This is a genomic window from Mycolicibacter arupensis (assembly GCF_002086515.1).
GTDB lineage: Bacteria > Actinomycetota > Actinomycetes > Mycobacteriales > Mycobacteriaceae > Mycobacterium > Mycobacterium arupense.
In genome coordinates this window covers 20,161-46,561 of the sequence record NZ_MVHH01000006.1, presented here as the reverse complement: position 1 = coordinate 46,561, position 26,401 = coordinate 20,161, and the positions used below count along the sequence as shown (strand labels likewise).

The following is a 26,401-nucleotide window of genomic DNA, read 5'->3' as shown; positions in this document are numbered from 1 at the left end:
TGGGGTCCTCTAGCCGCCGACATCAGCCCCATAGCCCAGCGTGCTCTTGATCTCCAGGTATTCCTGGAAGCCCGCGTCGCTCCACTCCCGGCCGTTGCCGCTGCGCTTGTACCCGCCGAACGGTGCGTTGATGTCGAAAGCATGGTTGATCGCCACCCACCCGGCCCGGATCCGGCGGGCAACCCGACGGGCGGCATCGATGTCGGAGCCAGAGACATAGCCGGCCAGGCCGTACTCGGTGTCGTTAGCGATCTCGACGGCCTGGTCCACGTCGTCATAGCCCAGGATGCACAGCACCGGGCCGAAGATCTCCTCACGCGCGATGGTCATCTGGTTGGTCACGCGCGCGAAGACCGTCGGGCGCACGAAATAGCCCGTGTCCAGACCGGGCGGCCGGCCGGGGCCCCCGGCGGCCAACGTCGCCCCCTCGGCGATGCCCGCGTCGATCAACGCCTGCACCTTGGTGAATTGCGCCTGGGAAGCGACCGGCCCGATAGCCGTCGCCTCGGCGGGGTCGCCGACATGCACCTGTTCGGCCGCGGCCCGCGCAATCACGATGGCGTCGTCCATGCGCGAGTTGGGCACCAGCATCCGTGAGGGCGCATTGCAGCTCTGCCCGGAGTTGAGCATCATCGACCGCACCCCGGCGGTCACGCTGTCGGCGAACGCCTCGTCGTCGAGCACAATATTGGGACTCTTACCGCCCAGTTCCTGGGTGACGCGCTTCACGGTGGGAGCGGCGTTCTCGGCGACCGCAATGCCGGCCCGCGTGGAGCCGGTGAACGACACCATGTCGACGCCCGGGTGCCGCGACAGGGCCTCCCCCACCCCCGGGCCGTCGCCGTTGACCATGTTGTACACGCCGGCCGGAACGCCCGCGGCAGCCATGACTTCGGTGAACACATAGGCCGAGAACGGCGCTACCTCGGAGGGTTTGAGCACCATGGTGCAGCCGGTCGCCAGGGCTGGATAGACCTTCACCGCGATCTGGTTCAGCGGCCAGTTCCACGGCGTGATCAGGCCGCAGACCCCGATGGGCTCACGCTCCACCATGGTTTCGCCGCGCTGCTCGGTGAAGGCGAAGTTCTTCAGCGCCTCGATCGCCGTGGCGAGATGGCCGGCACCGAGATCCACCTGGAGTCCGGCGGCCAGTGCGGGCGGCGCTCCCATCTCCTCGTTCACCGCATCGGCCAAGTCGCCCCGGCGGCGCTGATACTCGGCCAGAATCGCCTGCAGTAGATCCAGGCGTTCGTCGCGGCTGCTCTGCGACCAGCCGGCGAACGCCCGCTGGGCCGCGGCGACCGCGCGATCGACATCGGCGGCCGACCCCAGTGCGATCTGCCCGCACACCTCTTCAACGGCGGGATTCTCCACGTCGAGTGTCTTCAGCTCGACCGGGTCCACCCATCGGCCGTCGATATAGAACTGGGTGTATTGGCGCATCACAACACTCCTTCGACCGGAAAAGCCACCTCTGAGGTCCCGGAGAGTCCGCCCATCAACGAGGTCAGCACGGTTGCGACCGTAGCCTGCGTCACACCGGGCCCACGAAGCCGCCCACGCCATAGCCCCGTCAGCGCGCGCCGCCCGCGCACGTTGAGCCACGGGGGTGCCCGCAGGCCGGAGAGCCGCTACGTCATGATGGAGATTCACTTCGCGGGTAGACAGTTGACTACACGCGTTGTCAAAACTGCGTCTGAGGAGTCATCGAGTGCCGCACCGTCAACGCCGGGCCCGCTGGTCGGGGGTCCCGCTCGCAGAGCGCCAGGCTCTGCGACGAGAGGAATTCGTCAATGCCGGCGTGCAGCTCCTCGGCGACGAAGGCGGGCCCACCCTGACAGTGCGATCAGTGTGCCGCGCCGCCGGGCTGACCGAGCGCTACTTCTACGAGAGCTTCGCCGACCGGGACGAATTCGTGCGCGAGGTGTACGACGACGTGTGCACCCGGGCGTTGGCGACATTGGTGTCGGCCAGCACCCCCCAGGATGCCGTCGACCGCTTCGTGTCGATGATCTTTGACGACCCGGCGCGCGGGCGGGTGCTCCTGCTGGCACCCGAGAATGAGCCGATCCTGTATCACGCGGGCGCACGATGGATGCCGGACTTCATCGTGATGTTGCAGCGCACCCTGACCCGGATTGTCGATCCGGCAGTCCAGCAGATGGTGGCGACCGGATTAATCGGCGCCCTGACCGCCCTGTTCATCGCCTATACGAACGGGCAGCTCCAAGCCGCCCGCAGTCAATTCATCGACTTCTGCGTCGACTTATTGCGCAAAGCTCAAACCATGACCTAGGAACTTCGACGCCGGAGCTTGCCTCGAACACGCACTCGGAAACTTGATGCTACCGACAGACACAGATATATTGCCTGCAACTAGTCGACACAGATACCTGGGGAGCTGGCATGGCACGGGAATGGACTGACCTGGAGTTGCTGCACGAGCTCCAGCCCGTCGTGGAGAAACTCATCGATCGGCACTTCTCCATGGCCAAGGACTGGAACCCGCACGACTACATCCCCTGGTCAGAGGGCAAGAACTACTACGCGCTGGGGGGCCAGGACTGGCACCCCGAGCAGTCGAAGCTGTCCGAGGTCGCCCGGACCGCCATGGTGCAGAACCTGCTGACCGAGGACAACCTGCCCTCGTACCACCGCGAGATCGCGATGAACTTCACCATGGACGCCCCCTGGGGCACCTGGGTCAACCGCTGGACGGCGGAGGAGAACCGGCACGGTATCGCCCTGCGCGACTACCTCGTGGTCACCCGCAACTGCGACCCCATCGAGCTGGAGACGTTGCGGATGGAGACCGTCAACCGCGGCTTCAGCCCCGGCCAGAACCACCAGGTCTCCGGCGACCTGTTCGCCGAGAGCCTGTTCGACTCCGTCATCTACGTGAGCTTCCAGGAGCTCGCGACGCGGATCTCGCACCGCAACACCGGCCAGGCCTGCAACGACCCCATCGCCGATCAGCTGCTGGCCCGGATCTCGCACGACGAGAACCTGCACATGATCTTCTACCGCGACGTCAGTGCCGTGGGCTTCGACATCGCGCCGGAACAGGCGATGCGCTCGCTGCACCGGGTGTTGGCCAACTTCCAGATGCCCGGATTCGTTGTCCCGGAGTTCCGCCGCAAAGCCGTGATCATCGCGGTCGGCGGTGTCTACGACCCGATGATTCACCGCGACGACGTGGTGATGCCGGTGCTGAAGAAGTGGGGCATCCTCGAGCGCAGCTTCTCCGGCGAGGCGGCCCGCTACCAGGAGGGGATCGCCAAGATCGTCGCCGAGCTGGACGAGACGTGCGAGAAATTCGAGCTGGCCAAGCAGCGCCGGCTCGAGCGCGAGGCCAAGATGGCCGAGAAGCGCGCCGCCAAGAAGGTGTTGGAGCCATCAGCACCGTAGTCCGTGACGGCGATGTTCAGCACCTGCGCATCGGGTCGATCCAGCTCGCCAGCCCGGTGGTGCTGGCCCCGATGGCCGGTGTCACCAACGTCGCCTTCCGCACGCTCTGCCGGGAGCTCGAGCAATCCCGGGTCGGCACCGTCAGTGGGCTCTATGTCTGCGAGATGGTGACAGCACGCGCGCTCGTCGAACGGCACCCCGCCACCCTGCATATGACGACGTTCGGGCCCGAGGAGTCGCCGCGCTCGCTGCAGCTCTACACCGTCGACCCCGACACCACCTACGCCGCGGCGAAGATGATCGCCGATGAAGGCCTCGCCGACCACATCGACATGAACTTCGGCTGCCCGGTGCCCAAGGTGACCCGCCTCGGCGGCGGTTCGGCGCTGCCCTACAAGCGGCGACTCTTCGGCAAGATCGTCGCCGCAGCGGTACGAGGCACGGCCGGCACCGACATTCCCGTCACCGTGAAATTCCGGATAGGCATCGACGACGCCCATCACACCCATCTGGACGCCGGGCGTATCGCCGAAGCCGAGGGCGCGGCCGCGGTCGCGTTGCACGCCCGGACCGCGGCACAACGCTATTCCGGAACCGCCGACTGGGAGCAGATCGCCGCCCTCAAGGCACAGGTGCGCTCGATTCCGGTGCTGGGCAACGGAGACATCTTCGAAGCCGGCGACGCCCTGGCGATGATGGCCGCCACCGGTTGTGACGGCGTGGTCATCGGCCGCGGCTGCCTGGGACGACCGTGGCTGTTCGGCGAACTCTCGGCGGCCTTCGCGGGCCGGCCGGCTCCCACACCGCCCAGCCTGGGTGAGGTCGGCGACATCATTCGCCGCCATGGCGAGCTGCTCGCCCAGCATTTCGGCGAGGACAAAGGCATGCGCGAGATCCGCAAACACGTCGCCTGGTACCTGCACGGATTCCCCGCCGGTTCCGATCTGCGCCGCACGCTGGCCATGGTGACCACGCTGGCCGAGCTCGACGAACTGCTCAAACAGCTCGACGGATCGATCCCCTTCCCCGCCGCCGCCACCGGCCCACGCGGACGCCAGGGATCGCCGGCCAAGGTCGCCCTCCCCGAGGGCTGGTTGGCGGACCCCGACGACTGTGCGGTGCCGGCCGGGGCAGACATTATGCACTCGGGTGGCTGAAATGAGACTTTGTCGACATCGCGTGTCTGGAGAGTTCTCAGTAGAATAAGTATCTTGTTGCCCCGGGCAGGGAGTGTCTCTGCGGGGGATAGACCCAAGTGCGGAGACCAATGCCGATCATCCGCACTCTGCCGACGTGCGATCGGCGCGCATCGGTACCGAAGACTCGGAGGCCCCTGAGGACATGAGTGACGGCGATAACGCCACTCCTGGCCGCTGGGCGCCGGAGGGCCACGACGACGGTGACGATCATCAGCTGATGACGATGTCACCGCCCGGGCCCGCGCCGTGGGAACGTTGGCAGGACCCATCAACGGACTCCCCCACACCACACCGACGCAACGCGTCACGTCGCCGCAACGGCTCGGTGAGCGTCGCCGAGCTGATCGCCCGCGTCAACGCAGACGCTCCGCCGTCGGGCGGACGCAGTCAACGGCGAGCCGCCCCACAGCGCCCCCAAGCTCCCGAGTACGTAGAGCACGCCGCACAGGCCACAGATCAGGACCAACCGGCGCTGGACTTGGCCGAACCGCCGGCATCGGACCTCGATATCGCCGAGGTGGCCTACCCGTCCGAGGTGCCCGACCTCGACCGCATCCACGGCACATCACTGGCCCCCGCCGAAACACCGGGCCGGGGCGGACCGGCACCCGCAACCGAGCCGTCGGGCCCCTTCGCCGGCCCCAGCTACGGCTCTCCCGCCTCGACCCGCACCGAACCGTCCGGCCCCTTCGCCGGCCCCAGCTACGGCTCTTCTGCCTCGACCCGCACCGAACCGTCGGGTCCCTTCGCCGGCCCCAGCTACGGCTCTCCTCCGTCGCCCCGTACCGAACCGCCGGGTGTCTCCCCTGAGATCCCGCCGGTGCGGATCGACCCGCGGCGGGACGCCGGCCCGGGTGGCGCTGACCCGAACCCGCACGCACCGCACCATCGGGCGAAACTCGCGGGCCGGGTGGCCGCGGCCATGATGGCGATCCTCGCCCTGGTGTTGACCGGCTCAGCCTGGCAGTGGAGCGCCTCGAAGAACCGCAGCCTCAACCACGTCAGTGCGCTGGACCCCAACTCGCACGACATCCTCGACGCCGCCGGCCAGTACGGTGACGAAAACTTCCTGATCGTGGGCGCGGACACCCGCGTCGGCGCCAACAGCGACATCGGCGCGGGTACCACCGAGGACGCCGAGGGCGCTCGCTCCGACACCATCATGTTGGTCAACATCCCCGCGAACCGTAAACGCGTGGTGGTGGTGTCCTTCCCACGTGACCTGGCGATCACCCCGATCCAATGCGAAGTCTGGAACTCCTCGACCGGTGTCTACGGACCGATCTACGACGAGGAGACCGGCACCTACAGCGACGACGTCGTCTACACCGAGACCAAGCTCAACTCCACCTATGCCTTCGGCGGGCCTAAGTGCCTGGTCAAGGAGATCCAGAAGCTGTCCGGCCTGGCGATCAACCGGTTCATGGCGGTCGACTTCGTCGGATTCGGCAAGATGGTCGACGCTCTGGGCGGCGTTGAAGTCTGTACGCCCAGCCCGCTCTACGACCTGGTGTTGGGCAGTGTCCTGGAGAACTCCGGGCGCCAGCGGGTCAACGGCGGAACCGCCCTGAACTACGTGCGGGCCCGGCACGTCACCACCGAAGACAACGGCGACTACGGACGGATCAAACGCCAGCAGCTGTTCCTGTCGTCGCTGCTGCGCTCGCTGATCTCCACCAACACCTTCTTCTCGCCGACCAAACTCAACAACGTGGTGAACATGTTCATCGGCGACAGCTCGGTCGACAACATCACGACCAAGGACTTGGTGAACCTGGGCCAGTCGCTGCAAAAGGTCGCCGCGGGGCACATCACCTTTGTCACCGTGCCCACCAGCGAGACCGACGAGAACGGCGACGAGGTCCCCCGGATGGACGACGTGCGCGCGCTGTTCGACGCGATCATCAACGACGACCCCTTGCCCGGCGAGAACGACCACAACGCCACCGCGGTTCCGGTCACCGAGGAGGCCGGCCCCACGCCCCAGTCCACCGCCCTGCCGGGCGCTCCGGCGGTGAAGCCGCTGAGCGAGCAGGTGCATGCGGTCACGACCTCGCCCGCCGACGTCACCGTGCGGGTGTCCAACGCCACCGAGCAGACCGGCCTGGCCGGTGCCACCTCCGAAAACCTGCAACAGTGGGGGTTCAACGTCGACAACGCCGACGACTACCCCGGCATCGTCAAGTCCACCAAGGTGTTGTTCTCCCCCGGCAACGAGCAGGCCGCCGCCACCGTGTCTTCGGCGCTCTCTGGCGCCCCGATCGAGCGCGTCAGCGGCTTGGGCGACATTGTCCGCGTGGTGCTGGGCTCGGACTTCCGCACCGTGACCAAGCCCGCCGCCAGCGGCTCGCAGGTCAGTGTCCAGCTCAACCGCGGTGCCAGTGTCGAGCCGACCGAACTGCCCGACGATCTGACGGTCACCAACGCCGCCGACATCACCTGCGAGTAGCGCCCGGTTCCGCCCGACCTACGCGAATCGCGGTGCACGGTTAGTCTTGGAGGCATGCGAACCGCGTACCACGAGCAACTCTCGGATCTGGCTGAACAGCTCGGCACGATGTGCGGCCTGGCCGGGGCAGCCATGGAACGCGCCACTCAGGCCCTGCTCCAGGCCGACCTGATGCTGGCCGAGCAGGTCATCACCGATCACGAGAAGATCGCCGCGATGAGTACCCGCGCCGAAGAGAGCTCGTTTGTGCTGTTGGCCTTGCAGGCCCCGGTGGCCGGGGACCTGCGCGCCATCGTCAGCTCCATTCAGATGGTCGCCGACATCGACCGAATGGGCGCGCTGGCGCTGCACGTCGCCAAGATCACCCGTCGACGCCATCCGCAGCACGCACTGCCCGAGGAGGTCAACGGGTACTTCGCCGAAATGGGCAGACTCGCAGTCGAGTTGGGCAACAGTGCGCAAGAGGTGCTGTTGTCACGCGACCCGGAGAAGGCCGCCCGGATCCGTGAAGAAGACGACGCGATGGACGATCTGCACCGGCATCTTTTCTCAGTGCTGATGGACAAGGAATGGCAGCACGGAGTAGCCGCCGCCGTGGACGTCACACTGCTGGGCAGGTTCTATGAGCGCTTCGCCGACCATGCGGTGGAAGTCGCCCGCCGGGTGATCTTCCAGGCCACCGGCAAATTCCCCGACGAACACACCCTGCCCTCAAGCGAGTAGCGCGTCGATGGCCCGGTAGATCCGCTGTTCGCTGACCGGGCGCGGGGTGCCGAGCTGTTGGGCCCACAGGCTCACCCGCAGCTCTTGGATCTGACGGGCGATGTCGCGCACTGCCTCGTCACGGTGGCGCGCCGAGGGCAATGCCGCCAGCAGATCCCGGTAGGCGTCCTGGACTGCCCGCACCCGGAGCATCCGTTCCCGGTCGGCCTGCGGCGCCCTGGGCAGCTGCTCGAGCCGGCGCTGGGCGGCGATGAGGTAGCGGGTCAGGTCTGCCAAATGTGCACGGCCGGTGGCGGCGACAAATCCAGGTGCCAACAGTGCGTCGAGCTGGTCGGTGATGTCGGCGATCGCCTCGGCCTGAGCGGGCGGCGGCTGCGCCGGCAATGCCACCTGGGTGTCCCGGGCTGCCTCCAGCACCCGGGCGACCCGGCCCACCACGTCCGCAGTTGCCGGGACCAGAGTGGCGGCCACCCGGGTCCGAAGCGCGACGTACTCGGCACGGGTCCACACCGTCGGAGGGGTCAACGCGTCGATCGCGGCATCGGCGCAGTCGTCGATCAACGCCGTCAGCGAGCCGTCGGGGTTCGCCTTGAGCATCAAGCGGGTTTTCGAATCAAGCTGACGTTCAACAGCTTTGACTGGCGAAGCAATGTCGCAACGCAACAGGCGCCGGACGCCTCGCCTCAGCGCGGACCGCTGCTGCGCCTCAGTGGCGAACACCCGCAGCTGCGCGGTGGCGCCGGCATCTTCGAATGCCGGGAAGCCGCGGACGGCGCGTCCGGCCACCATCCGCTGCACGACGTCCGGCAAAGAGTCGAGGTCCTCTGGCCAGGTCCGCAGTCCGGTGCGTTCCAGCTCCGTGCCGACCGCGTCGGCCACTGCCTCGCGGGCCGACCCTGCCAGGCGCTCCTGCAACGCCGCGAGATCCTTGCCACGTGCCACCTCGCTACCGTCGGCCGCCTCCACCGCGAAGGTGACCCGCAGGTGCGCCGGCACCTTAGTCAGATCGAAGGCCTCGATCGGCACCAGCACGCCCGTGCGCCGGCGCAGTTCATGCACCAATGCCTCCAGCAGCGGTTCCTGCGACGGGCCGATCGCGGACAGCACCGCGCGGGCGGTGTCGGGCGCGGGGACGAAGTTGCGTCGCAGCTCTTTGGGCAGCGAACGGATCAGTGCCGTGATCAGCTCCTCGCGCAGCGCCGGCACCTGCCAGGCGAATTCGTCGCCCCCGAGGCGCGCCAGGACGTCGATCGGCACGTGCACTGTGACCCCGTCGTCGGCAGCGCCCGGTTCGAATCGGTAGGTCAGCGGCAACGCGAGGTCGGCGGTGGCCCAGTTGTCCGGACGGTCGGCGCCCGGTGTCTCCTCGGTCCGCAACAGTTCGTCGCGGGTGAAGGTCAGCAACGCGGGCGTGGCCTGCCGCTGCTTCTTCCACCAGCTGTCGAAGTGGCGTGCCGAGACCACGTCGGCGGGAACACGGGCGTCGTAGAGGTCGTAGATGGTGTCGTCGTCCACGATCAGGTCGCGGCGCCGAACCCGTTCTTCGAGCTCTTGCAGTTGGGTGCGCAACGCCGCGTTGTCGGCCAGGAATCGGTGCCCCGACCCCCAGTCTCTCTCGACCAGGGCATGCCGGATGAACAGTTCGCGAGCCACGGCAGGTGCTATCCGGGCGTAGCCGACCCGGCGGCGCGCCACTAGCGGCAGCCCGTAGAGCGTCACCTTCTCATAGGCCATGACCTCACCGCGTTTGGCGTCCCAGTGCGGTTCGCTGTGGCTGCGCTGCACCAAGTCGGCGGCGACCCGCTCGATGACCTCCGGTTCGATGCGTGCGGCAGTTCGCCCGAACAGTCGGCTCGTCTCCACCAATTCGGCCACCATCGTCCAGCGCGGCGGCCGCTTGGCCAGCACCGAGCCGGGGGCCAGCACGAACTTCGAGTTTCGGGCGCCGGCGAACTCACGGCCGTCGTCGCGCCGCATCCCGACATGCGACAACAACCCGGCCAGCAGCGCGGCATGGACCGCCGCCGGGTCGGCGCGCCGTTCCTCCGGGCCCCTCGAATCACGGATGCCGATATCGCCGGCGATGCTGCGTAGCTGCCCCACCAGGTCTTGCCATTCCCTGATACGCAGGTAGTGCAGGAACTCTTCGCGACACATTCTTCGGAAGGCATTGCCGGTCAATGCTTTACGTTGATCAGACAAGTACGACCAGAGATTGAGGTAGCCGATGAAGTCCGATGCGTCGTCGGCGAACCGGGCATGCTTGGCCCGCGCCGCCTCTTCTCGCTCAGCGGGCCGCTCCCTGGGGTCGGGGATGGTCAGGGCGGCCGCGAGCACCAGCACCTCGCGCACACAGCCTTCGGCCTCGGCGGCCAGGATCATCCGGCCCACTCGCGGATCCACCGGCAACCGGGCCAGTCGGCGCCCGATAGCGGTGATCGCGCCCTGTGGGGTGAACGCACCGAGTTCGACCAACAACTGCACACCGTCGCGAATGCTGCGCGAATCCGGCGGGTCCAGAAAGCCGAAGTCCTCGACCGCGCCCAGCCGCAGCGAGGCCATCCGCAGCAGCACTGCAGCCAGGTTGGTGCGCAACACCTCAGGATCGGTGTAGCGCGGGCGGGTGTCGAAGTCGGTCTCGCTGTAGAGCCGGATACAGATTCCTGGCGCGGTGCGGCCGCAACGGCCGCTGCGCTGGGCCGCAGATGCCTGCGAGATCGGCTCGATCGGCAGCCGCTGCACCTTCAGCCGACGACTGTAGCGCGAGATGCGGGCATTGCCCGGGTCGATGACATAGCGAATGCCCGGCACCGTCAACGACGTCTCTGCGACGTTGGTGGCCAGTACGATGCGCCGTCCCGCGCGCGCCGGGCTGAAGACCTTCTGCTGTTCAGCGGTCGACAACCGGGCGTACAGCGGCAGAATCTCGGTGTTGGTCAGTCCACCCAAAGCCTCTGCGGTGTCGCGGATCTCCCGCTCGCCAGACAGGAACACCAGAATGTCGCCGGGCGGCTCGGACGACAATTCCTCTACCGCGTCAACGATCGCCTCGACCTCATCGCGCGTCTCGGTGCGGATGATCTCGTGGTCGGGGTCGTCGGGATCGTCACCGGTTCCGGAGATGACCGGCAGCTCCAATGGGCGATAGCGGATCTCAACCGGATAGCTGCGGCCGGACACCTCGACGATCGGCGCCCCGGTGCGGCTCCCGTTCTCGGCACCGCCACCGAAGTGCGCGGCGAAACGCTGCGGCTCGATGGTGGCCGAGGTGATGATCACCTTCAGGTCCGGGCGGCGCGGCAGCAGCTCACGCAGATAACCCAGCAGGAAATCGATGTTGAGGCTGCGCTCGTGAGCCTCGTCGATGATCAGGGTGTCGTAGCGCAGCAGCCGGCGATCCCGTTCCAGCTCGGCGAGCAGGATTCCGTCGGTCATCAGCTTGACCAGGGTGCGGTCGGACACCTGGTCGGTGAACCGGACCGCGTAGCCGACGACATCGCCGAGCGGGCTGGCCAGTTCATCGGCGATCCGCGCCGCGACCGTGCGGGCGGCCAGTCGCCGCGGCTGGGTGTGGCCGATGGTGCCGCGGATGCCTCGCCCGAGTTCCAGGCAGATCTTCGGCAGCTGGGTGGTCTTGCCGGAGCCGGTCTCGCCGGCGACCACTACTACCTGGTGGTCCCTGATCGCTGCGGCGATCTCGTCGCGACGCGCGCTGACCGGCAGGTCGGGATAGCTGATGGCCGGTACCGCGGCGCGTCGGGCCGCTACCAGTTCCTGCGCCTGGCTGATCCGCTGGGCCAGCTCACGTATCTGTTCGGGTTTTCCGCCGCGCAGATCCTTCAGGCGCCGTCCGAAATAAGCCGCATCGCGGGCGGTCAGCTCGTCCAGGAGCGTTCGCAACTGCGCGACGGACGGTTCGACCACTTCGCAAAGCATACGGGCCAGGCCCGCCTACCCGTCATGGGCGTTAAGCCGGTCCACACCTTGGTCATCAGAATTCCACCAGAATTCCACCGTTAGATCACGGCTGTTCACCGTACCGTAACCTCCGTTCGTCGCATTAAATATCAGTGACCCGGATCGCCGCCATTGTTCGCAGATTAATCGGTCGGGTTGGCCCGGCAATATCAGTGAGCGGTCGTCACCGGAGATGAACCTTCGAAAGGACAATGTGAAACTGAACGGTTTTGGGACGACGCTGAGCATTATGGCGGCCGGCGCTCTGGTGTTATCAGGGTGCGGCAGCGACAAAAACTCCGACACCGCTGAAAAGTCAACGTCGGACTCCACAACCACCAACGGGAATTGTGGGGGCGCCGACACGTTGAAGGCCAGCGGATCGACCGCCCAGCAGAATGCGATGGCCCGGTTCGTCAAAGTGTTCATCGACGAGTGTTCGGACCAGAACGTCAACTACACGGCGAACGGATCGGGCGCCGGTGTCCGCGAGTTCGTGGGTGGCCAGACCGACTTCGCCGGCTCCGACGTCCCGCTCGACTCCGACGACTATGCCGCGGCGCAGCAACGCTGCGAGTCCCCGGCGTTGAACCTGCCGGTGGTGTTCGGCCCCATCGCGATCACCTACAACCTCGCCGGTGTCGACACGCTCAACCTCGACGGCCCGACCGCAGCGAAGATCTTCAACGGAACGATCACCAGCTGGGATGACGCGGCGATCAAATCGCTCAACCCCGAGGCCACGCTGCCCTCCCAGGAGATCCACGTGGTGTTCCGCAGTGACGAGTCCGGGACCACCGACAACTTCCAGAAATATCTGGACGCGGCCTCCGGCGGAGCCTGGGGCAAGGGCGCCGGCAAGACGTTCAACGGCGGCGTGGGTGAAGGCGCCAAGGGCAACGACGGCACGGCCGGTGCCATCGCGGCGACCGAGGGCGCCATCACCTACAACGAATGGTCCTTTGCCCAGGCCAAGAAGCTCTCGACGGCGCAGGTCATCACCTCCGCCGGTCCCGAGCCGGTGGCGATCAGTACCGAGTCGGTCGGCAAGACCATCGCCGGGGCCACCATCAAGGGGCAGGGCAATGACCTCGTCCTCGACACGGCGTCGTTCTACCAGCCCACACAGTCGGGCTCCTATCCGATCGTGCTCGCCACCTACGAGGTGGTGTGCTCGAAGTATCCCGACACCGAGGTCGGTACCGCGGTGCGCCTGTTCCTGAAGTCCACCATCGGCGCCGGCCAGAGCGGTTTGGCCGACAACGGTTACGTACCGATCCCCGAGGCATTCAAGGCCCGCCTGGCGTCCGCGGTCGACGCCATCTCGTGAGCGCTGGGGATCCACCGGCATCCCGGATGAACAACCGCTCGCCTCGCGGCGAGCGGTTGTTCCGGGCCGCCGCGGTCTCGGCCGGCTCGACAGTGGTGGTGGCGATCGCGCTGATAGCGATCTTCCTGCTGGTGCGAGCTGTCCCGTCGCTGCTGGCCAATAACGCCAACTTCTTCACCAGCCCGCAGTTTCGCACCAGCGATCCCGACGACCTGTCGTTCGGCATCCGGGACCTGCTGATGGTCACGCTGTTGAGCTCGGTTTTCGCCCTGACGCTGGCGGTGCCGATCTCGGTGGGTATCGCTGTCTTTCTCACCCAGTACGCGCCCCGACGACTGACCCGGCCGTTTGCCGTGGTGATCGACCTATTGGCGGCGGTACCGTCCATCATCTTCGGACTGTGGGGGATCTTCGTGCTGGCGCCGATGCTGGTGCCCACCATGCGATTCCTCAGCGACCACCTGGGCTGGCTGTTCCTGTTCCGCGAGGGCAACGTGTCGTTGGCCGGCGGCGGGACGATTTTCACCGCGGGAATCGTCTTGGCGGTGATGATCCTGCCGATCATCACCTCGGTCTCCCGAGAGGTGTTCCGCCAGACCCCGTTCGCACATATCGAAGCCGCCCAGGCCCTGGGAGCCACCCGGTGGGAGGTGGTTCGGATCGCCGTGTTGCCCTACGGCCGCAGCGGCGTGATCGCCGCCGCCATGCTGGGCCTGGGCCGGGCGCTGGGCGAAACGGTCGCGATGCTGATCATCCTGCGGGCCGCGGCACAGCCCGGGCATTGGTCACTGTTCGACGGCGGTTACACGTTCGCATCCAAAATCGCCTCGGCCGCCGCGGAGTTCAGCGCACCGCTGCCGACGGGGGCGTATATCGCTGCGGGCTTCGCGCTGTTCACACTCACGTTCGTCGTCAATGCCGCCGCTCGCGCGGTGGCCGGAGGCAAGGTCAACGGATGACGACCACGCTGCTCACCAGCCCAGTCAAACACTCTCCAGCACACCACCTCAGTGTGCGGCGCAGACTGACGGACAGAATTGCCACGGCGGCGTTCTACTCTTCTTTCGCTCTCGCTGCGGTTCCGCTGATCTGGCTGCTGTGGGTCGTGCTCGCCCGCGGCTGGCGCGCGGTCGCCAACGTCAGCTGGTGGACGCACTCGCTGCGTGGGGTGTTGCCCGAAGAGTTCGCCGGCGGGGTCTATCACGCGCTGTACGGCACCCTGGTACAAGCCGGGATGGCCGCCGTACTGGCGGTTCCCCTGGGTCTGATGACGGCGATCTACCTGATCGAGTACGGCGGGGGCCGGTGGGCGCGATTGACCACCTTCATGGTCGACGTGTTAGCCGGTGTGCCCTCGATCGTGGCATCGCTGTTCGTCTTCAGCCTATGGATCGTCACCCTGCGGTTCGAGCAGAGCGCCTTCGCCGTGTCGCTGGCGTTGGCCCTGCTGATGCTGCCGATCGTGGTGCGGTCGACCGAGGAGATGCTGCGCCTCGTCCCCGACGAGCTGCGGGAGGCCAGCTATGCGCTGGGGGTGCCGCGGTGGAAGACGATCTTGCGCATCGTCGTTCCCACCGCGCTCTCGGGCATCCTGTCGGGCATCTTCCTCGCGATCGCCCGAATCGTCGGAGAGACCGCTCCGGTACTGGTGCTTGTGGGCTACAGCCGGTCGATCAATTACGACGTACTGCACGAGAACATGGCCTCACTGCCGTTGCTGATCTATTCCGAGCTGGGCAACCCGCAGGCGGCCGGGGCCGCGCGAGTGTGGGGTGCGGCGCTGACGTTGATCATCCTGGTCGCGATCAGCGCGATCGTGGCGGCCGTGGCGACTCGGCTCACCTCAGTCCAGTCTCGCTGACCGGTGGTTTAGCGAGCCTCGACGCAGGAGAGGCGAAGCTCCAACCACCGCACAGCTGTTAGGCGTCGGCGCTGAGCCTCACCACCCGATTGTTACCCCGGTCGGCGACGTAGAGGGCGCCGTCCGACCCGACCGCCAGCTGCAGTGGGGTGTTCAGCCCGGTGAACGGCACCAACGTCTGGGTGTTGGCCCCTGCGGCCAGCTTCACCACGGTGTGGTTGCCGTGGTTGGAGACGTAGACGGCGCCGCTGGAATCGACGGTGACGCCCCAGGGGGCGTCCAGACCGGTGAACGGCAGCACGCTCTGGGTGTTAGAGCCGACGGCGAGCCGCACCACGCGATCGTTGTCGGTGTCGGTGACGTAGACGTTGCCGGCGGAGTCGACTGCCACGTCGTCGGGATTGTGCAGCCCGGAGAACGGGAGAACCACCTGAGCATCGGTGCCTGCCGGCAGCTTGACCACGCGATTGTTGCCGCGGTCGGCGACATAGACGCTGCCGGCGTTGTCCACCGCCAAGCCTTCCGGATAGTTCAGACCGGTGAACGGCAGCTCGGTCTGGACCTGGGAATCCGGCGCCAGCTTGACCACCCGGTTGTTGAAGTCGGTGACATAGACCGCGCCGGCCCGATCGACCGCGACGCCTTGCGGTTCGTAGAGTCCGGTGAACGGCAGCAGCACCGGTGTGTTTGATCCCGGTTCCAGCTTCACCACCCGCCCGTACATGCTCTGGTTGGTGACGTAAACGCTTCCGCTGCCGTCGATGGCCAGGCCCCCGGGGGAGAGCCGGAAACCGAGACCGTCCAAGGGCAGCACGCTCTGCCCTCCCGCCGAGGCCGACGCCGTCGCACCGTGCGAAGCGTCCGAGCGGTGGGCGACCGCGTATCCGCCGACCCCTACGACAAGCAGCACCGCCGCTGCCGCTGCGGCAGGAACCAGCCACCGACGCGCGCCGCGGCTGTGCGACTCGGCGGCGAACGCGGGCGCGGCAGGCGGCACCTGAGCCTGTTGGTCCCGCCAACCAGTGACGGCGGGGCGCATCTGGGTCTGCTCGTGTGGGTAGGAGCTCGACGGTTCGTGCCCACCCGAATGCTCGCGGTGCCCGGTTGCGGGATAGTTCCCACCTCCGGTGGTGGAGACACTGGCGGCGCTCGCCATTCGGGTGGCCGCGTCACCCTGGTGGACGATCATCGCGGCCTGATGCTGGTCCGACGTGGTCAACGCGTCGTGTGCTGCGCGTGCCAGGTCGCCGGCGCTGCTGTAGCGGTCGCGCGGATTCTTCGCCATCCCCCGGGCGATCACCTGGTCCAATCCGGGCGGCACCAGCCCGGGCCGCAACTGGCTCGGCCGCGGGGCGGGCTCCATCAGGTGCGAGGCGATCAGCCGCTCGACGGTCTCAGTGCGGTACGGCCGTTGCCCGCTCAGACATTCGCTGAGGACACAGGCCAGGGAATAGATGTCGGCGCGGTGGTCGACGTCACCCCCGCTGAACCGCTCGGGTGCCATGTAGTTGTAGGTGCCCAAGGCCATTCCGGTCTGCGTCAGGCTGGGATCCGCCGCGGCGCGGGCAATCCCGAAATCGACCAAGTAGGCGAAGTCGCCCCGAGTGAGCAGGATGTTCTCCGGCTTGATGTCGCGGTGGGTGATTCCGACGGCGTGCGCGGCGTCCAGCGCGGCGGCCACCTGCTCAATCACGGCTACCGCGCGAGCCGGGGTCAACGGCCCGGAGCGTTTCAACTCCACACCGAGGTCGTTGCCATCGATGAGTCGCATCTCGACATACATCTGCCCGTCGATCTCGCCGTAGTCGTGGATCGGCACCACGTGCGGGTCGGTCAGCCGGCCAGCCGCGTCCGCCTCGCGCTGCATCCGGGTCCGGAATGCCGGGTTGCCCGACAGCACCGGAGTGATCAGCTTGAGTGCGACCGATCGGTGCTTGCGGGTGTCTTCGGCCTCGTAGACCTCACCCATTCCGCCTCGCCCCAGCAGCCGAAGCAATCGGTAAGGACCGAATTGGGATCCCACCTGTGAAGCCGGGCTACTACCGTTCACGACACTCCGATCACCCAGTGACGATTGGCATCATGCAATCAACTGTTGCATGAACAGAAGATGAACCAAAGGTTACCAGTGAAATTGGAATGCCGCAGGTCGTAGCGGTCAGGTAATGGCGTCGACCGCGGTCTTCAATTTCGAAGTGAATTCGGGCGGCAGCGGAATATAGCCGTACTGGTCCAGGTCCTGCTGCCCGTCGCCGATGGCGGCCTGCATAAAGGCTTTGACCGCCTGCGCCGTCGCCGGGTCCGGATATTCGGAGCACACGATTTCGTACGTCACGAGCACGATCGGGTAGGCGCCGGCCACAGTCGGCTTGTAAAACGACGAGGTATCGACCACCAGATCGTTTCCTTCGCCGCTGAACGTGGCTCCGGCGATGGTCTTGTCCACCGAATCGACGGAGATGGTGACCGGTTGTGGGCCTGCCGAGGTGACGATCTGGGCCATGTTGAGCTCACGCCCCACCGCAAACGACCATTCGTTGTAGGTGATCGACCCCTCGGTGGTGCGCAGCAGCGCCGAGGTGCCGTCATTGCCCGTCGCCCCGACGCCGGTACCGCCGTTGAAGGACTTGCCCGCGCCGCGGCCCCAGGAACCGTCCGAGGCGACGTCGAGATACTTCTGGAAATTGTCGGTGGTCCCGGAGCCATCGCTGCGAAATACCACGTGAATGGGCTCGGCAGGCAGGGCGGTGTTGGAGTTGAGGGCCTTCAGCGCGGGATCGTCCCAGCTGGTGATGGTGCCATTGAAGATCTTGGCCAGCGTGGGACCGTCGAGGTTGAGCTCGTTGACCCCGTTGATGTTGTAGGTCACGGCAATCGGACCGAATACCGTCGGGAGATGCCACGGCGTCGAGCCGCACCGCGCCGCTACCCGCTGAGGCTCGCCGTTGGACGGATCCAGAGGCGAATCAGACCCCGCAAAATCCGTTTGCCCACTGGCGAATTCGGCGATGCCGTTGCCTGATCCGTTCGCCCGATAGTTCAGGGTGTAGTCAGGGCAGGCCCGGATATAGGCGTAGACGAACTGCTCAATGGCGTGCGCCTGAGCGGTCGAACCGCCGGCGGTCAGTCGTTGCTTGCCGCCGCACTGGACCGATGGGGAGCCGGAACCCGATGCTGTCGACGATCGACTGCCGCCGCAGGCCACGACCATCGACAACACGGCCACCACCAGAATCGAGGCGATACCGAATCGGTTGATCCTCAAGGCGCTCCTTCGGCGGTCAGCGGAGAACCCACGGTAGCCCTATCCGGTAATAAGTCAGCCAAAACGACCCGAGATGTAGTCCTCAGTTTCCTTAAGTCCCGGATTAGAGAAAATCTTCTCGGTTCCATCGATCTCGACCAGGCGACCGGGCTTGCCGACGGCTTCGAGGTTGAAGAAGGCGGTCTGGTCACTGACCCGCGCCGCCTGTTGCATGTTGTGGGTGACGATCACGATGGTGTAGTCCTGCTTGAGCTGGGCGATCAACTCCTCGATCGCCATCGTCGAGATGGGGTCGAGCGCCGAACAGGGCTCATCCATCAACAGCACATCGGGCTGCACCGCAATGGCCCGCGCGATACACAGCCGCTGCTGCTGACCACCCGACAGACCACCACCGGGCTTGTCCAACCGGTCCTTGACCTCGTTCCACAGGTTCGCCCCACGCAGCGATTGCTCGACCGTCTCATCAAGCAACTTGCGGTTGCGCACCCCTTGCAAGGTCAGTCCCGCGACCACATTGTCACGAATCGACATGGTGGGAAAAGGGTTGGGGCGCTGAAACACCATCCCGATCGCCTTACGCACCCCGACCGGGTCAATGCTGGGCTGGTAGATGTCCTCACCGTCCAGCAGCACCGACCCCTCAACCCGCGCACCCGGGATGACCTCGTGCATCCGGTTGAGCGTGCGCAGCACCGTCGACTTCCCACAGCCCGACGGGCCGATGAATGCGGTGACGCTGCGCGGTGGAACCGACAACGTCACGTCGGCCACCGCGTGAAACGCTCCGTAGTAGATGTTGACGTCGCTCAGGTCCAACCTTTTGGCCACTGGCAGCCTTTCTTCACTCGACATCATCTGCCGCCGCCTGACTCTTCGACGGCCCAGACCTTCGTGGAGCAACGATCCGAGCGCCCAGCCTAGCCACGATCTCCAACAGCGCAATCCGAATGATCAGCGTCGACGACGCCGACGCAGCCGGCTCAGCGCCGCGGCCGCCCCAGACGACAGGTGATTGCGGGCTTGAAATCCGGGCGCTCGGCTACCGAGCACTCCGCCCTGCAGATCCGCAGGGTGTGCGTCGAAATGCACTGCCTGCCATCTGGACTCGGAGGGGCGACTAACCGAAGCGGCCGGAGATGTAGTCCTCGGTTTCCTTGAAACTCGGGTTGGAGAAGATCTTCTCGGTGCCGTCGATCTCGATCAGCCGACCGGGCTTGCCGGCCTCCACCAGGTTGAAGAAGGCGGTCTGGTCACTGACCCGCGCCGCCTGCTGCATGTTGTGGGTGACGATCACGATGGTGTAGTCCTGCTTGAGCTGGGCGATCAACTCCTCGATCGCCATCGTCGAGATGGGGTCGAGCGCCGAACAGGGCTCATCCATCAACAGCACATCGGGCTGCACCGCAATGGCCCGCGCGATACACAGCCGCTGCTGCTGACCACCGGACAAGCCGCCACCGGGCTTGTCCAACCGGTCCTTGACCTCGTTCCACAAGTTGGCGCCCCGCAGCGAGAACTCTGCGGTCTCATCGAGCGCGCGGCGGTTGCGCACCCCCTGCAGCTTGAGTCCCGCCACCACGTTGTCCCGAATCGACATGGTGGGAAACGGATTCGGACGCTGGAATACCATGCCGACCGCCTGGCGAACCCCCACCGGATCGATACCGGGCCGATAGATGTTCTCGCCGTCAAGCAGCACCGAACCTTCGATCCGGGCCCCGGGGGTGGTCTCGTGCATCCGGTTGAGCGTGCGCAAGACGGTCGACTTGCCGCATCCGGACGGGCCGATGAACGCGGTGACGCTGCGCGGCGCGACCGAGAGCGTCACGTCGGCCACGGCGTGAAACGACCCGTAGTAGATGTTGAGGTCGGTGAGGTCCAACCTTTTAGCCACCGTGCAGCTCTCCTTGTTCGCCCACCGCTACGCGCTGGTTGTCGAGAAAGATCTAGAACTTCTTGGGCGCGAAGATGCGCGCCCCGAACCGGGCCGCGACATTGAGTAGTGCGATCAGCAGGATCAGCGTCAGCGCGGCGCCCCAGAGGCGATCCGTGGGAACGGCGCTCGCACCCGCCCCCGCCGACGTCTGGTCATACATCATCCCGGGCAGCGAACCCATGAAGCCGTGGAACATATCGAAATTCATCGCCTGCGAGTAGCCGACCAAGATCAGCAGCGGCGCGGTCTCGCCCATCACCCGGGCCAGCGCCAGCAATACTCCGGTGACGATGCCCGACAACGCGGTGGGAATCACGATGCTCGTGATGGTCTTCCACTTCGGAGCCCCCAACGCGTAGCTGGCTTCGCGCAGGTCCATCGGAATGATCCGCAGCATCTCCTCGGTCGCGCGCACGATCACCGGCACCATCAGCAGCACCAGGGACAGCGACACCGCGAAACCCGAGCGGTGAAATCCCAAGGTGGCCACCCACAATGCGTAGACGAACAGCGCCGCGACGATGGAGGGCACGCCGGTCAGGATGTCGACGGAGAACGTCGCAAGCTTGCCCAGCCGGGTACCGGTGCCGTATTCGACCAGGTAGATCGCCACGAAGATCCCGATCGGAATCGAGATGGCGGCGCACAACACGCCCTGCAACAGCGTTCCGACGATCGCGTGGTAGGCCCCACCCCCGGCCGCAAATGCCGTCATCCCGGCCTGCGAGTGCGTCCACCAGGAGCTGGAGCTGACGGCACCGAAGCCGAACTTGAACACCGAATACATCACCCACGCCAGCGGCACCAGCGCCAACGCCATGGCAGAGGTGACCAAGACCGTCGCAAGGGAATTACTCACCCGGCGCCGCAGGCCGACCCCCGCAAACGTGCGCAGCTTGACGGGCCGCTCCAACAGCGCGGTCATGACTGCGCCTTCTGGGTGATCGCGGCGCGCGCCAGCGCGTTGACGATCAGCGTGAGGACGAACAGCACCAATCCGGCGGCGATGTAGGCGCCCGCCTTGTACTGGTCGTTGAATTCCGATGCGGTGGCCGCGATCTTGGTGGCGAAGGTGGAACCGCCGTCGAACAGCGACCAGTTGAACGCCTTTTGGGTGGACCGCAGGATGATCAGCAACGCCACCGTCTCACCGAGCGCGCGGCCCAAGCCGAGCATCGCGGCGCTGATGTATCCGGAGCGGCCGAAGGGCAAGACCACCATCTTGATGACCTCCCAGCGGGTCGCGCCCAGCGCCAGTGCGGCCTCGACCTGGCCTCGGGGGGTTTGGGCAAGGACCTCGCGGGTGACGGCGGTGATGATCGGCAGGATCATCACCCCCAGCACGATTCCACCGGTGAAAATGGTGCCGCCACCGGCGACCGAGGCATTGCCGTCGGCGAACAGGAAGATTCCGCCGAGGTGCTCGTTGAGCCACAGTGCACTGCTGCGCAACTGCGGGGCCAGGACGTACAGGCCCCAGGCCCCGTAGATGATCGACGGCACGGCGGCAAGGAGTTCGACCATGTAGCCCAGGGGTCCCACCAGCCGTCGGGGCGCATACTCGGCGAGGTACACCGCGACCCCAAGCGCAACCGGCATGGCCAACAGCAACGCAAAAAGCGAAACGAACACCGTCACCTGCAACATCTCGGCGATGCCGAAGTGCATGGCCGAAGTGTTGGTGGTGATCCAGCTGCCGCCGTAGGTGAAGAAGTTCTCCCGGTTGCGCTGCAGTGCCGGTATCGCCCGTAACAGCAGGAAGCCACCGACGGCGCAGATCACGACGATGATCAGCACACCGGAGCCCTCCGCGACCAGGCGGAACATCCGGTCTTGGACGCGACTTCCCGTGGAACGCAACGCCGTCGAGTTCACCGACGGTGCAGACACGGGCGCAGACAACTCGGTGATGCCGGACACCCCCTCATCGCTTGCGGCACGGCGGCTATGCGATCGCGTCGATGGCAGCACTCAAGCGCCGTTTCAGCTGGTCCGGCAGCCGAACGTATCCGGCGCTGGACAGTTCGTCCTGACCATTGGTCGAGGCCGTCCGCAGGAAGGACTTCACGGCCGCCGAGGTGTCGGGGTCATAGCCCTTGGAGCAGACGATCTCGTAGGTCACCAAGACTAGCGGGTAGGCGGCGGGCTCCTGAGTGCCGTAGAGCGACCTCAGGTCCAGCCGCATGTCGTTGCCGTCGCCGGGGACGAACCCGGCCGACTGGATCGCAACACCGGCCGCTTCGTCAGTGGCGGCCACTACCCCCGCGCCCGAGTCGATCATCGCCGACGGCAGATGGGCCTGGTCGGCGAAGCCCTTCTCGACATAGCCGACGGCACCAGGTGTGCTCTGTACCGCCTGCACGACGCCGGCCGACTTCTGCGCGCCTTCGCCGACGCCGCCCTGGAATTCACTGCCTTCGCCCTTGGTCCAGGCATGCGGCGCCGCGGCGCTCAAGTACTTCTGGAAATTGTCGGTGGTGCCCGAGGAGTCCGATCGGTAGATCGGGGTGACGGGTATCGCCGGCAGGTCCACGCCCGGGTTCAGGGCCATGATCGCGGGGTCATCCCAGGTTGTGATGGCCCCGCTGAAGATCCGGGCCAACACGTCGCCGTTGAGCACCAGGCCGTCCACACCTTCGAGGTGGTAGGCGATGCTGACCGGCCCGAACACCAGCGGAAGATGCCAAGCCGGGTTCTGCCCGCACCGGTCGGCCGCCTCGGCAACCTGGGCTTCGCTGAGCGGCGAGTCCGATCCGGCGAAGTCGACGTGACCGGCGATGAACTGTTCACGGCCCGCCCCCGATCCGGTCGGGTTATAGGACAGGTTCTTTCCCGGGCACTGCTTGCCCCATACCTGGTTGAACACCGCGATCGCGTTCTGCTGCGCGGTGGAACCCTCGGCCGTCAGCGTGTTCTTCCCGGCGCATCCGGCGGAGTCCGCCGCGGCCGCGGTGCTGCCGGTTCCGGACGGATTCGCGGTGTTGTCATCGCTACCGCAGCCGCTGAGCGCAAGACCGGTCACCGCGGCCGCCACCAGCGCAAGACCCGCCGTCGTGCGTTTCATCAGTTCTCGCTTTCTCGCTCGCGGTTCAAATCCCTCCGGGAACGTATGCGGCACTCATGGATGGCAACCACATGGCAGATGAACGCGCGGTGAATTGATGGCGAGGCGTCTCAGAGCTGATCTGCTGCGGCGTACGCGGTGTCAACGCTGTACACGGCAAAACCCAATCCCTCGTAGGTTCGCAACGCCGCGGTGTTGTCGGATTCCACGTAGAGCAGCACGATCGGCGATTCGACGCCCGAGAGCCGCTCCGCCAGGTGGCTCAGGCCGATCTCGGTGAGCACTCGCCCAAGACCACGGCCCTGAGCGGCCGGATCGACGCCCACGACATAGACCTCGCCGGCCTGCTCGGCGCCCGGTTTGCCGTCGTGGATCTTGGTCCAGTGAAATCCCACCAGGGTGGGTCCGTCGTACGCCAGGAACAGACCGTCCGGATCGAACCACGGCTCGGCACGCCGCTGCGCAAGGTCGCGCTCGGTCCAGCCGCCCTGCTCCGGGTGCCAGGAGAACGCGGCATTGTTGACCCGCAGCAACTCGGCGTCATCGCCCGGTCCGGCGTAGGTACGAATCGACACCCCCGGCGGGGCTGTCGCGTTCATGCGGTCTGGCACCGCGCTCAGCGACCGGCGCATCTGCAGCAGCTCACGCACGGCGACGAGGCCCAGCACCTCTGCCAACGACCGGGCGGCGGGCAGCGTGCCGTGCGCCCAGAACCGGGCCGCGCCATCGGTTCGTGCCAGCGCTGCGCGGACCAGCGTCGACCCGATCCCGCGTCGCCGGGCCGCCGGCGCCACCACCAGCTCCGCCATCGGCGCGGCATCATCGGTGCCTGCGGCCAGGTTCAGATATCCCAGTACGGTCGCCCCGTCGTCGGCGACCAGATGTTCGGTGCCCGACGTTGCCAGCTCCCGCAGCACCTGTTCCCCCACCGGTGCCACACCGTCGTGGTCGCCGGCGCCGGCGATCAGCTCACGAATCTGCCGCTGCTGCTCAGGACTGAGTGCGGCATGCCATCGCGGTGCGGTCACTGACTGTGCAGTTGCTCGGACGCCCCACCCTCGGCGCCGTCGAAGTCCTCGACCGCACCGTCGTCCCCGTCGTCCGCCGACGCATCCGGGAGATGGCCTCGCACCGGTCGGACCGCCTTGTAGCCGACGTTGCGGACCGTGCCGATCAACGACTCGTATTCCGGGCCGAGCTTGGCGCGCAACCGCCGCACGTGCACGTCGACCGTGCGCGTACCACCGAAGAAGTCATATCCCCAGACCTCTTGCAGCAACTGCGCCCGGGTGAAGACCCGGCCGACATGTTGGGTGAGGTACTTGAGTAGCTCGAATTCCTTGTAGGTCAGGTCCAGCGGCCGACCGCGCAGCCGTGCGGTGTAGGTGCCCTCGTCGATCACCAGCTCGCCGAGCTTGGTCTGTCCCGAGGCCTGCTCGGTAGTCGGCGCACTGCGGCGCCCCGTCAGCAGCCGCAGTCGCGCGTCGGTCTCGGCCGGACCCGTGCCCGGAAGCAGGATTTCATCGATCCCCCACTCGGCGTTGACCGCGACCAGACCGCCCTCGGTCACCACCGCGACCACCGGTACCGAACCGGCGGTGGCACTCAGCAATCGACACAGACCACGGGCCGCAGCCAGGTCGGTACGAGCGTCGACCAACACCACCTCGGCGGAGCCGGCCTCAAGCAGCGCCGAGACCTCAGGTGGCGCTGTCCGCACAGTGTGTGCCAGCAGCGACAGCGACGGCAGCACTCCATCCGGGTGCAAGTCAGCGGTCAACAGCAATAGCTCCAACGAGGCCTCCAGCGTCCCAGGTGCTCTAACGATAGCGTGCGACCTGCCAGAATGATCCAGTGCGCAGGGTGCTTATCGGTATGTCGGCCGCGATGGCGGCCCTGATCGTGGTGACCGCCGGTATCGATTTCGGGGCCAGCGTCTACGCCGAGTACCAATTGTCGCGCGCGGTGCGCCGCGCCGCGGACCTGCGCGCGGACCCATTTATCGCGATCCTGGGCGTCCCGTTCCTGCCCCAGGCGCGCCGCGATCACTACGACGAAGTCGAGATCAAAGCCCCCGCCGTCGAACAGCCGATTATCGGCAAGGTGATGCTGGAAGCCACCATGCACTCGGTAGATCTGGCCGAGGCCACCTGGCGATTCCAGCCCGGAGCGCCGATCCCGGTGGCCACCCTGGAGAGTCGAATCATCATCGGGTCCGTGCAGTTGGGCCGGTACCTGGGCATCCGCGATCTGATGGTGGAGGCGCCGCCGTCGGAGACCAACGACAACACCGGGGGCACCACAGAGTCAGGAATATCGAGCAGCCAAGGGCTGGTGCTCACCGGAACACCGGAAGGATTCGGTAAAAGGGTCAGCGTCTCGGTGGACCTGTCGATCGCCGGCCCCGACCAGACCACCTTGGTGATCACCCCCACCGGCATCCTCACCGGCCCCGACACCGCTGATCAGGACGTGCCCGACGCGCAACGCGCCGCGGTGCTCACCGCGTTTCACGGCAGCCTGCCCCAGCAGCGACTGCCGTTCGGGTTGACGCCGACCAGCCAGGGCGCGCGCGGCTCCGACGTGATCATCGAAGGAATCGCCGAAGACATGACGGTCACCCTGCCGGAGTTCCGTCCGCGATGAGCATCGTCGCCATCGTTGCCGCACTGGCCCTCGCCGGCGGGATCGGCGTGTGGCTCAACCGGCGAGCCGGCGTGTTGCGCGAACTTCCCAGCCCCGCGACCAGCGACGATTCCCCCACTGAGGCCGATGCCGCCGCAGCGGCCTTCCTGGGACTCGAGCCCGGCCGCCCGGCGGTGGTGCACTTCTCCGCGCCGTGGTGCGGTCCCTGCGCCGGGGTCCGCCGGGTGGTCGAGAAGGTCTGCGATGAGCTGGGCGGCGTCGCTCATCACGAGGTCGACATCGACGCCAACCCCGAGGCCGCCCGCAGGTTCGCCGTGCTGTCCCTGCCGACAACAGTGATCTTCGACATGCAGGGGCGGCAGCGCTATCGCGTCTCCGGTGTCCCGACGCAGGCCGACCTGCGTTCTGCACTCGAACCTCTATTGGCCTGATCACCCCACCATTGGGTAGGCTTTACTCCGTGTTCGCCCGCCTTGAGCTTGTGCTCACCAAGCGCCGCACAGTTGACCTGTGCCGCACCGCGGGCTGCTGTTGTTGTCGTTGCCGCTGAGTCGCGCTTT

Annotated in this window: 22 protein-coding genes; 11 read left to right on the top strand and 11 right to left on the bottom strand. The window is 66.4% G+C overall.

Annotation, left to right across the window (positions count from 1 at the left end; translation table 11 throughout):
* Positions 1-9 precede the first annotated feature (9 nt).
* Complete coding sequence (locus BST15_RS04755; protein ID WP_046188171.1) at positions 10-1,443, bottom strand: aldehyde dehydrogenase family protein; 1,434 nt, start codon at positions 1,441-1,443, stop codon at positions 10-12.
* A 268-nt stretch (positions 1,444-1,711) separates the two neighbouring features.
* Here BST15_RS04755 and BST15_RS04750 point away from each other — a divergent pair, with 268 nt between their 5' ends.
* The 5 genes from BST15_RS04750 to phoU all read left to right on the top strand — a co-directional run bounded on the left by BST15_RS04750 (position 1,712) and on the right by phoU (position 7,779).
* Complete coding sequence (locus BST15_RS04750) at positions 1,712-2,296, top strand: TetR/AcrR family transcriptional regulator (protein WP_046188170.1); 585 nt, start codon at positions 1,712-1,714, stop codon at positions 2,294-2,296.
* 110 nt (positions 2,297-2,406) lie between these two features.
* Positions 2,407-3,408: an acyl-ACP desaturase gene (locus BST15_RS04745; RefSeq protein ID WP_046188169.1), complete on the top strand. Its 1,002-nt coding sequence runs from the start codon at positions 2,407-2,409 to the stop codon at positions 3,406-3,408.
* Positions 3,409-3,431: 23 nt separating this feature from the next.
* Positions 3,432-4,565 (top strand): tRNA dihydrouridine synthase DusB, encoded by a 1,134-nt coding sequence (gene dusB, locus BST15_RS04740; protein ID WP_046188206.1) that lies wholly within the window; start codon positions 3,432-3,434, stop codon positions 4,563-4,565.
* Positions 4,566-4,824: 259 nt separating this feature from the next.
* On the top strand, positions 4,825-7,056 hold the full coding sequence (locus BST15_RS04735) for an LCP family protein (RefSeq protein ID WP_083070839.1): 2,232 nt from the start codon (positions 4,825-4,827) through the stop codon (positions 7,054-7,056).
* A gap of 54 nt (positions 7,057-7,110) precedes the next feature.
* On the top strand, positions 7,111-7,779 hold the full coding sequence (phoU, locus tag BST15_RS04730) for a phosphate signaling complex protein PhoU (RefSeq protein ID WP_046188168.1): 669 nt from the start codon (positions 7,111-7,113) through the stop codon (positions 7,777-7,779).
* Here phoU and hrpA read toward each other — a convergent pair.
* Positions 7,768-11,715 carry an ATP-dependent RNA helicase HrpA gene (gene hrpA, locus BST15_RS04725; protein ID WP_198528281.1) on the bottom strand — a complete coding sequence of 1,316 codons (3,948 nt, stop codon included), beginning with the start codon at positions 11,713-11,715 and terminating at the stop codon, positions 7,768-7,770. The two genes, phoU and hrpA, sit on opposite strands and share 12 nt — an antisense overlap.
* A 235-nt stretch (positions 11,716-11,950) precedes the next feature.
* Here hrpA and pstS (BST15_RS04720) point away from each other — a divergent pair, with 235 nt between their 5' ends.
* The 3 genes from pstS (BST15_RS04720) to pstA (BST15_RS04710) are packed head-to-tail and all read left to right on the top strand — an operon-like array spanning position 11,951 to position 14,927.
* Positions 11,951-13,066 carry a phosphate ABC transporter substrate-binding protein PstS gene (gene pstS / locus BST15_RS04720; RefSeq protein WP_046188203.1) on the top strand — a complete coding sequence of 372 codons (1,116 nt, stop codon included), beginning with the start codon at positions 11,951-11,953 and terminating at the stop codon, positions 13,064-13,066.
* Between the two features lie 26 nt (positions 13,067-13,092).
* The gene (pstC, locus tag BST15_RS04715) at positions 13,093-14,025 is read left to right on the top strand and encodes a phosphate ABC transporter permease subunit PstC (RefSeq protein WP_046188167.1); all 933 of its coding nucleotides are present in this window, start codon (positions 13,093-13,095) and stop codon (positions 14,023-14,025) included.
* A complete protein-coding gene (gene pstA, locus BST15_RS04710; protein ID WP_046188166.1) occupies positions 14,022-14,927 on the top strand; it encodes a phosphate ABC transporter permease PstA in 906 nt (301 codons plus the stop codon). The genes pstC (BST15_RS04715) and pstA (BST15_RS04710) overlap by 4 nt, the downstream gene beginning before the upstream one ends.
* A 58-nt stretch (positions 14,928-14,985) precedes the next feature.
* Here the strand turns inward: pstA (BST15_RS04710) and BST15_RS04705 are convergent, their stop codons facing one another.
* From BST15_RS04705 to BST15_RS04665, 9 genes are all read right to left on the bottom strand, one after another.
* The gene (locus BST15_RS04705; protein WP_046188165.1) at positions 14,986-16,977 is read right to left on the bottom strand and encodes a serine/threonine-protein kinase PknD; all 1,992 of its coding nucleotides are present in this window, start codon (positions 16,975-16,977) and stop codon (positions 14,986-14,988) included.
* A 108-nt stretch (positions 16,978-17,085) separates the two neighbouring features.
* Positions 17,086-18,192, bottom strand: a complete 1,107-nt coding sequence (pstS, locus tag BST15_RS04700; protein ID WP_046188164.1) for a phosphate ABC transporter substrate-binding protein PstS — start codon at positions 18,190-18,192, stop codon at positions 17,086-17,088.
* Between the two features lie 54 nt (positions 18,193-18,246).
* Positions 18,247-19,023: a phosphate ABC transporter ATP-binding protein PstB gene (gene pstB / locus BST15_RS04695; RefSeq protein WP_046188163.1), complete on the bottom strand. Its 777-nt coding sequence runs from the start codon at positions 19,021-19,023 to the stop codon at positions 18,247-18,249.
* A 289-nt stretch (positions 19,024-19,312) separates the two neighbouring features.
* Positions 19,313-20,089, bottom strand: a complete 777-nt coding sequence (gene pstB / locus BST15_RS04690; RefSeq protein ID WP_046188162.1) for a phosphate ABC transporter ATP-binding protein PstB — start codon at positions 20,087-20,089, stop codon at positions 19,313-19,315.
* Positions 20,090-20,141: 52 nt separating this feature from the next.
* Positions 20,142-21,056: a phosphate ABC transporter permease PstA gene (gene pstA, locus BST15_RS04685; RefSeq protein WP_046188161.1), complete on the bottom strand. Its 915-nt coding sequence runs from the start codon at positions 21,054-21,056 to the stop codon at positions 20,142-20,144.
* Positions 21,053-21,958: a phosphate ABC transporter permease subunit PstC gene (gene pstC, locus BST15_RS04680; RefSeq protein WP_109370707.1), complete on the bottom strand. Its 906-nt coding sequence runs from the start codon at positions 21,956-21,958 to the stop codon at positions 21,053-21,055. The genes pstA (BST15_RS04685) and pstC (BST15_RS04680) overlap by 4 nt, the downstream gene beginning before the upstream one ends.
* 118 nt (positions 21,959-22,076) lie before the next feature.
* Entirely contained in the window at positions 22,077-23,195 is a 1,119-nt protein-coding gene (gene pstS, locus BST15_RS04675) for a phosphate ABC transporter substrate-binding protein PstS (RefSeq protein WP_046188159.1), read from the bottom strand.
* Positions 23,196-23,305: 110 nt separating this feature from the next.
* The gene (gene mshD, locus BST15_RS04670) at positions 23,306-24,223 is read right to left on the bottom strand and encodes a mycothiol synthase (protein WP_046188158.1); all 918 of its coding nucleotides are present in this window, start codon (positions 24,221-24,223) and stop codon (positions 23,306-23,308) included.
* Positions 24,220-24,990, bottom strand: coding sequence for a winged helix-turn-helix transcriptional regulator (locus BST15_RS04665; protein ID WP_046188157.1), 771 nt, complete (start codon positions 24,988-24,990; stop codon positions 24,220-24,222). Before BST15_RS04665 ends, mshD begins: the two co-directional genes overlap by 4 nt.
* An 80-nt stretch (positions 24,991-25,070) precedes the next feature.
* Here BST15_RS04665 and lmeA point away from each other — a divergent pair, with 80 nt between their 5' ends.
* From lmeA to BST15_RS23225, 3 genes are read left to right on the top strand one after another with little or no spacing between them, the layout of a single operon-like run.
* On the top strand, positions 25,071-25,841 hold the full coding sequence (gene lmeA, locus BST15_RS04660) for a mannan chain length control protein LmeA (protein WP_046188156.1): 771 nt from the start codon (positions 25,071-25,073) through the stop codon (positions 25,839-25,841).
* A complete protein-coding gene (locus BST15_RS04655; RefSeq protein ID WP_046188155.1) occupies positions 25,838-26,272 on the top strand; it encodes a thioredoxin family protein in 435 nt (144 codons plus the stop codon). Before lmeA ends, BST15_RS04655 begins: the two co-directional genes overlap by 4 nt.
* A 29-nt stretch (positions 26,273-26,301) precedes the next feature.
* Positions 26,302-26,391, top strand: coding sequence for a putative leader peptide (locus BST15_RS23225; protein ID WP_369127102.1), 90 nt, complete (start codon positions 26,302-26,304; stop codon positions 26,389-26,391).
* Positions 26,392-26,401: the final 10 nt, after the last annotated feature.

What these genes read in the sequence shown, in the direction of transcription:
- phoU (WP_046188168.1), top strand. Translation starts at nt 7,111, where the DNA reads ATGCGAACCGCGTACCACGAGCAACTCTCGGATCTGGCTGAACAGCTC.
- BST15_RS04655 (WP_046188155.1), top strand. Translation starts at nt 25,838, where the DNA reads ATGAGCATCGTCGCCATCGTTGCCGCACTGGCCCTCGCCGGCGGGATC.
- BST15_RS04755 (WP_046188171.1), bottom strand. Translation starts at nt 1,443, where the DNA reads ATGCGCCAATACACCCAGTTCTATATCGACGGCCGATGGGTGGACCCG.
- BST15_RS04745 (WP_046188169.1), top strand. Translation starts at nt 2,407, where the DNA reads ATGGCACGGGAATGGACTGACCTGGAGTTGCTGCACGAGCTCCAGCCC.
- hrpA (WP_198528281.1), bottom strand. Translation starts at nt 11,715, where the DNA reads ATGCTTTGCGAAGTGGTCGAACCGTCCGTCGCGCAGTTGCGAACGCTC.
- pstC (WP_109370707.1), bottom strand. Translation starts at nt 21,958, where the DNA reads ATGTTCCGCCTGGTCGCGGAGGGCTCCGGTGTGCTGATCATCGTCGTG.
- BST15_RS04735 (WP_083070839.1), top strand. Translation starts at nt 4,825, where the DNA reads ATGACGATGTCACCGCCCGGGCCCGCGCCGTGGGAACGTTGGCAGGAC.
- pstA (WP_046188166.1), top strand. Translation starts at nt 14,022, where the DNA reads ATGACGACCACGCTGCTCACCAGCCCAGTCAAACACTCTCCAGCACAC.
- pstS (WP_046188159.1), bottom strand. Translation starts at nt 23,195, where the DNA reads ATGAAACGCACGACGGCGGGTCTTGCGCTGGTGGCGGCCGCGGTGACC.
- pstC (WP_046188167.1), top strand. Translation starts at nt 13,093, where the DNA reads ATGAACAACCGCTCGCCTCGCGGCGAGCGGTTGTTCCGGGCCGCCGCG.
- pstA (WP_046188161.1), bottom strand. Translation starts at nt 21,056, where the DNA reads ATGACCGCGCTGTTGGAGCGGCCCGTCAAGCTGCGCACGTTTGCGGGG.
- lmeA (WP_046188156.1), top strand. Translation starts at nt 25,071, where the DNA reads ATGTCGGCCGCGATGGCGGCCCTGATCGTGGTGACCGCCGGTATCGAT.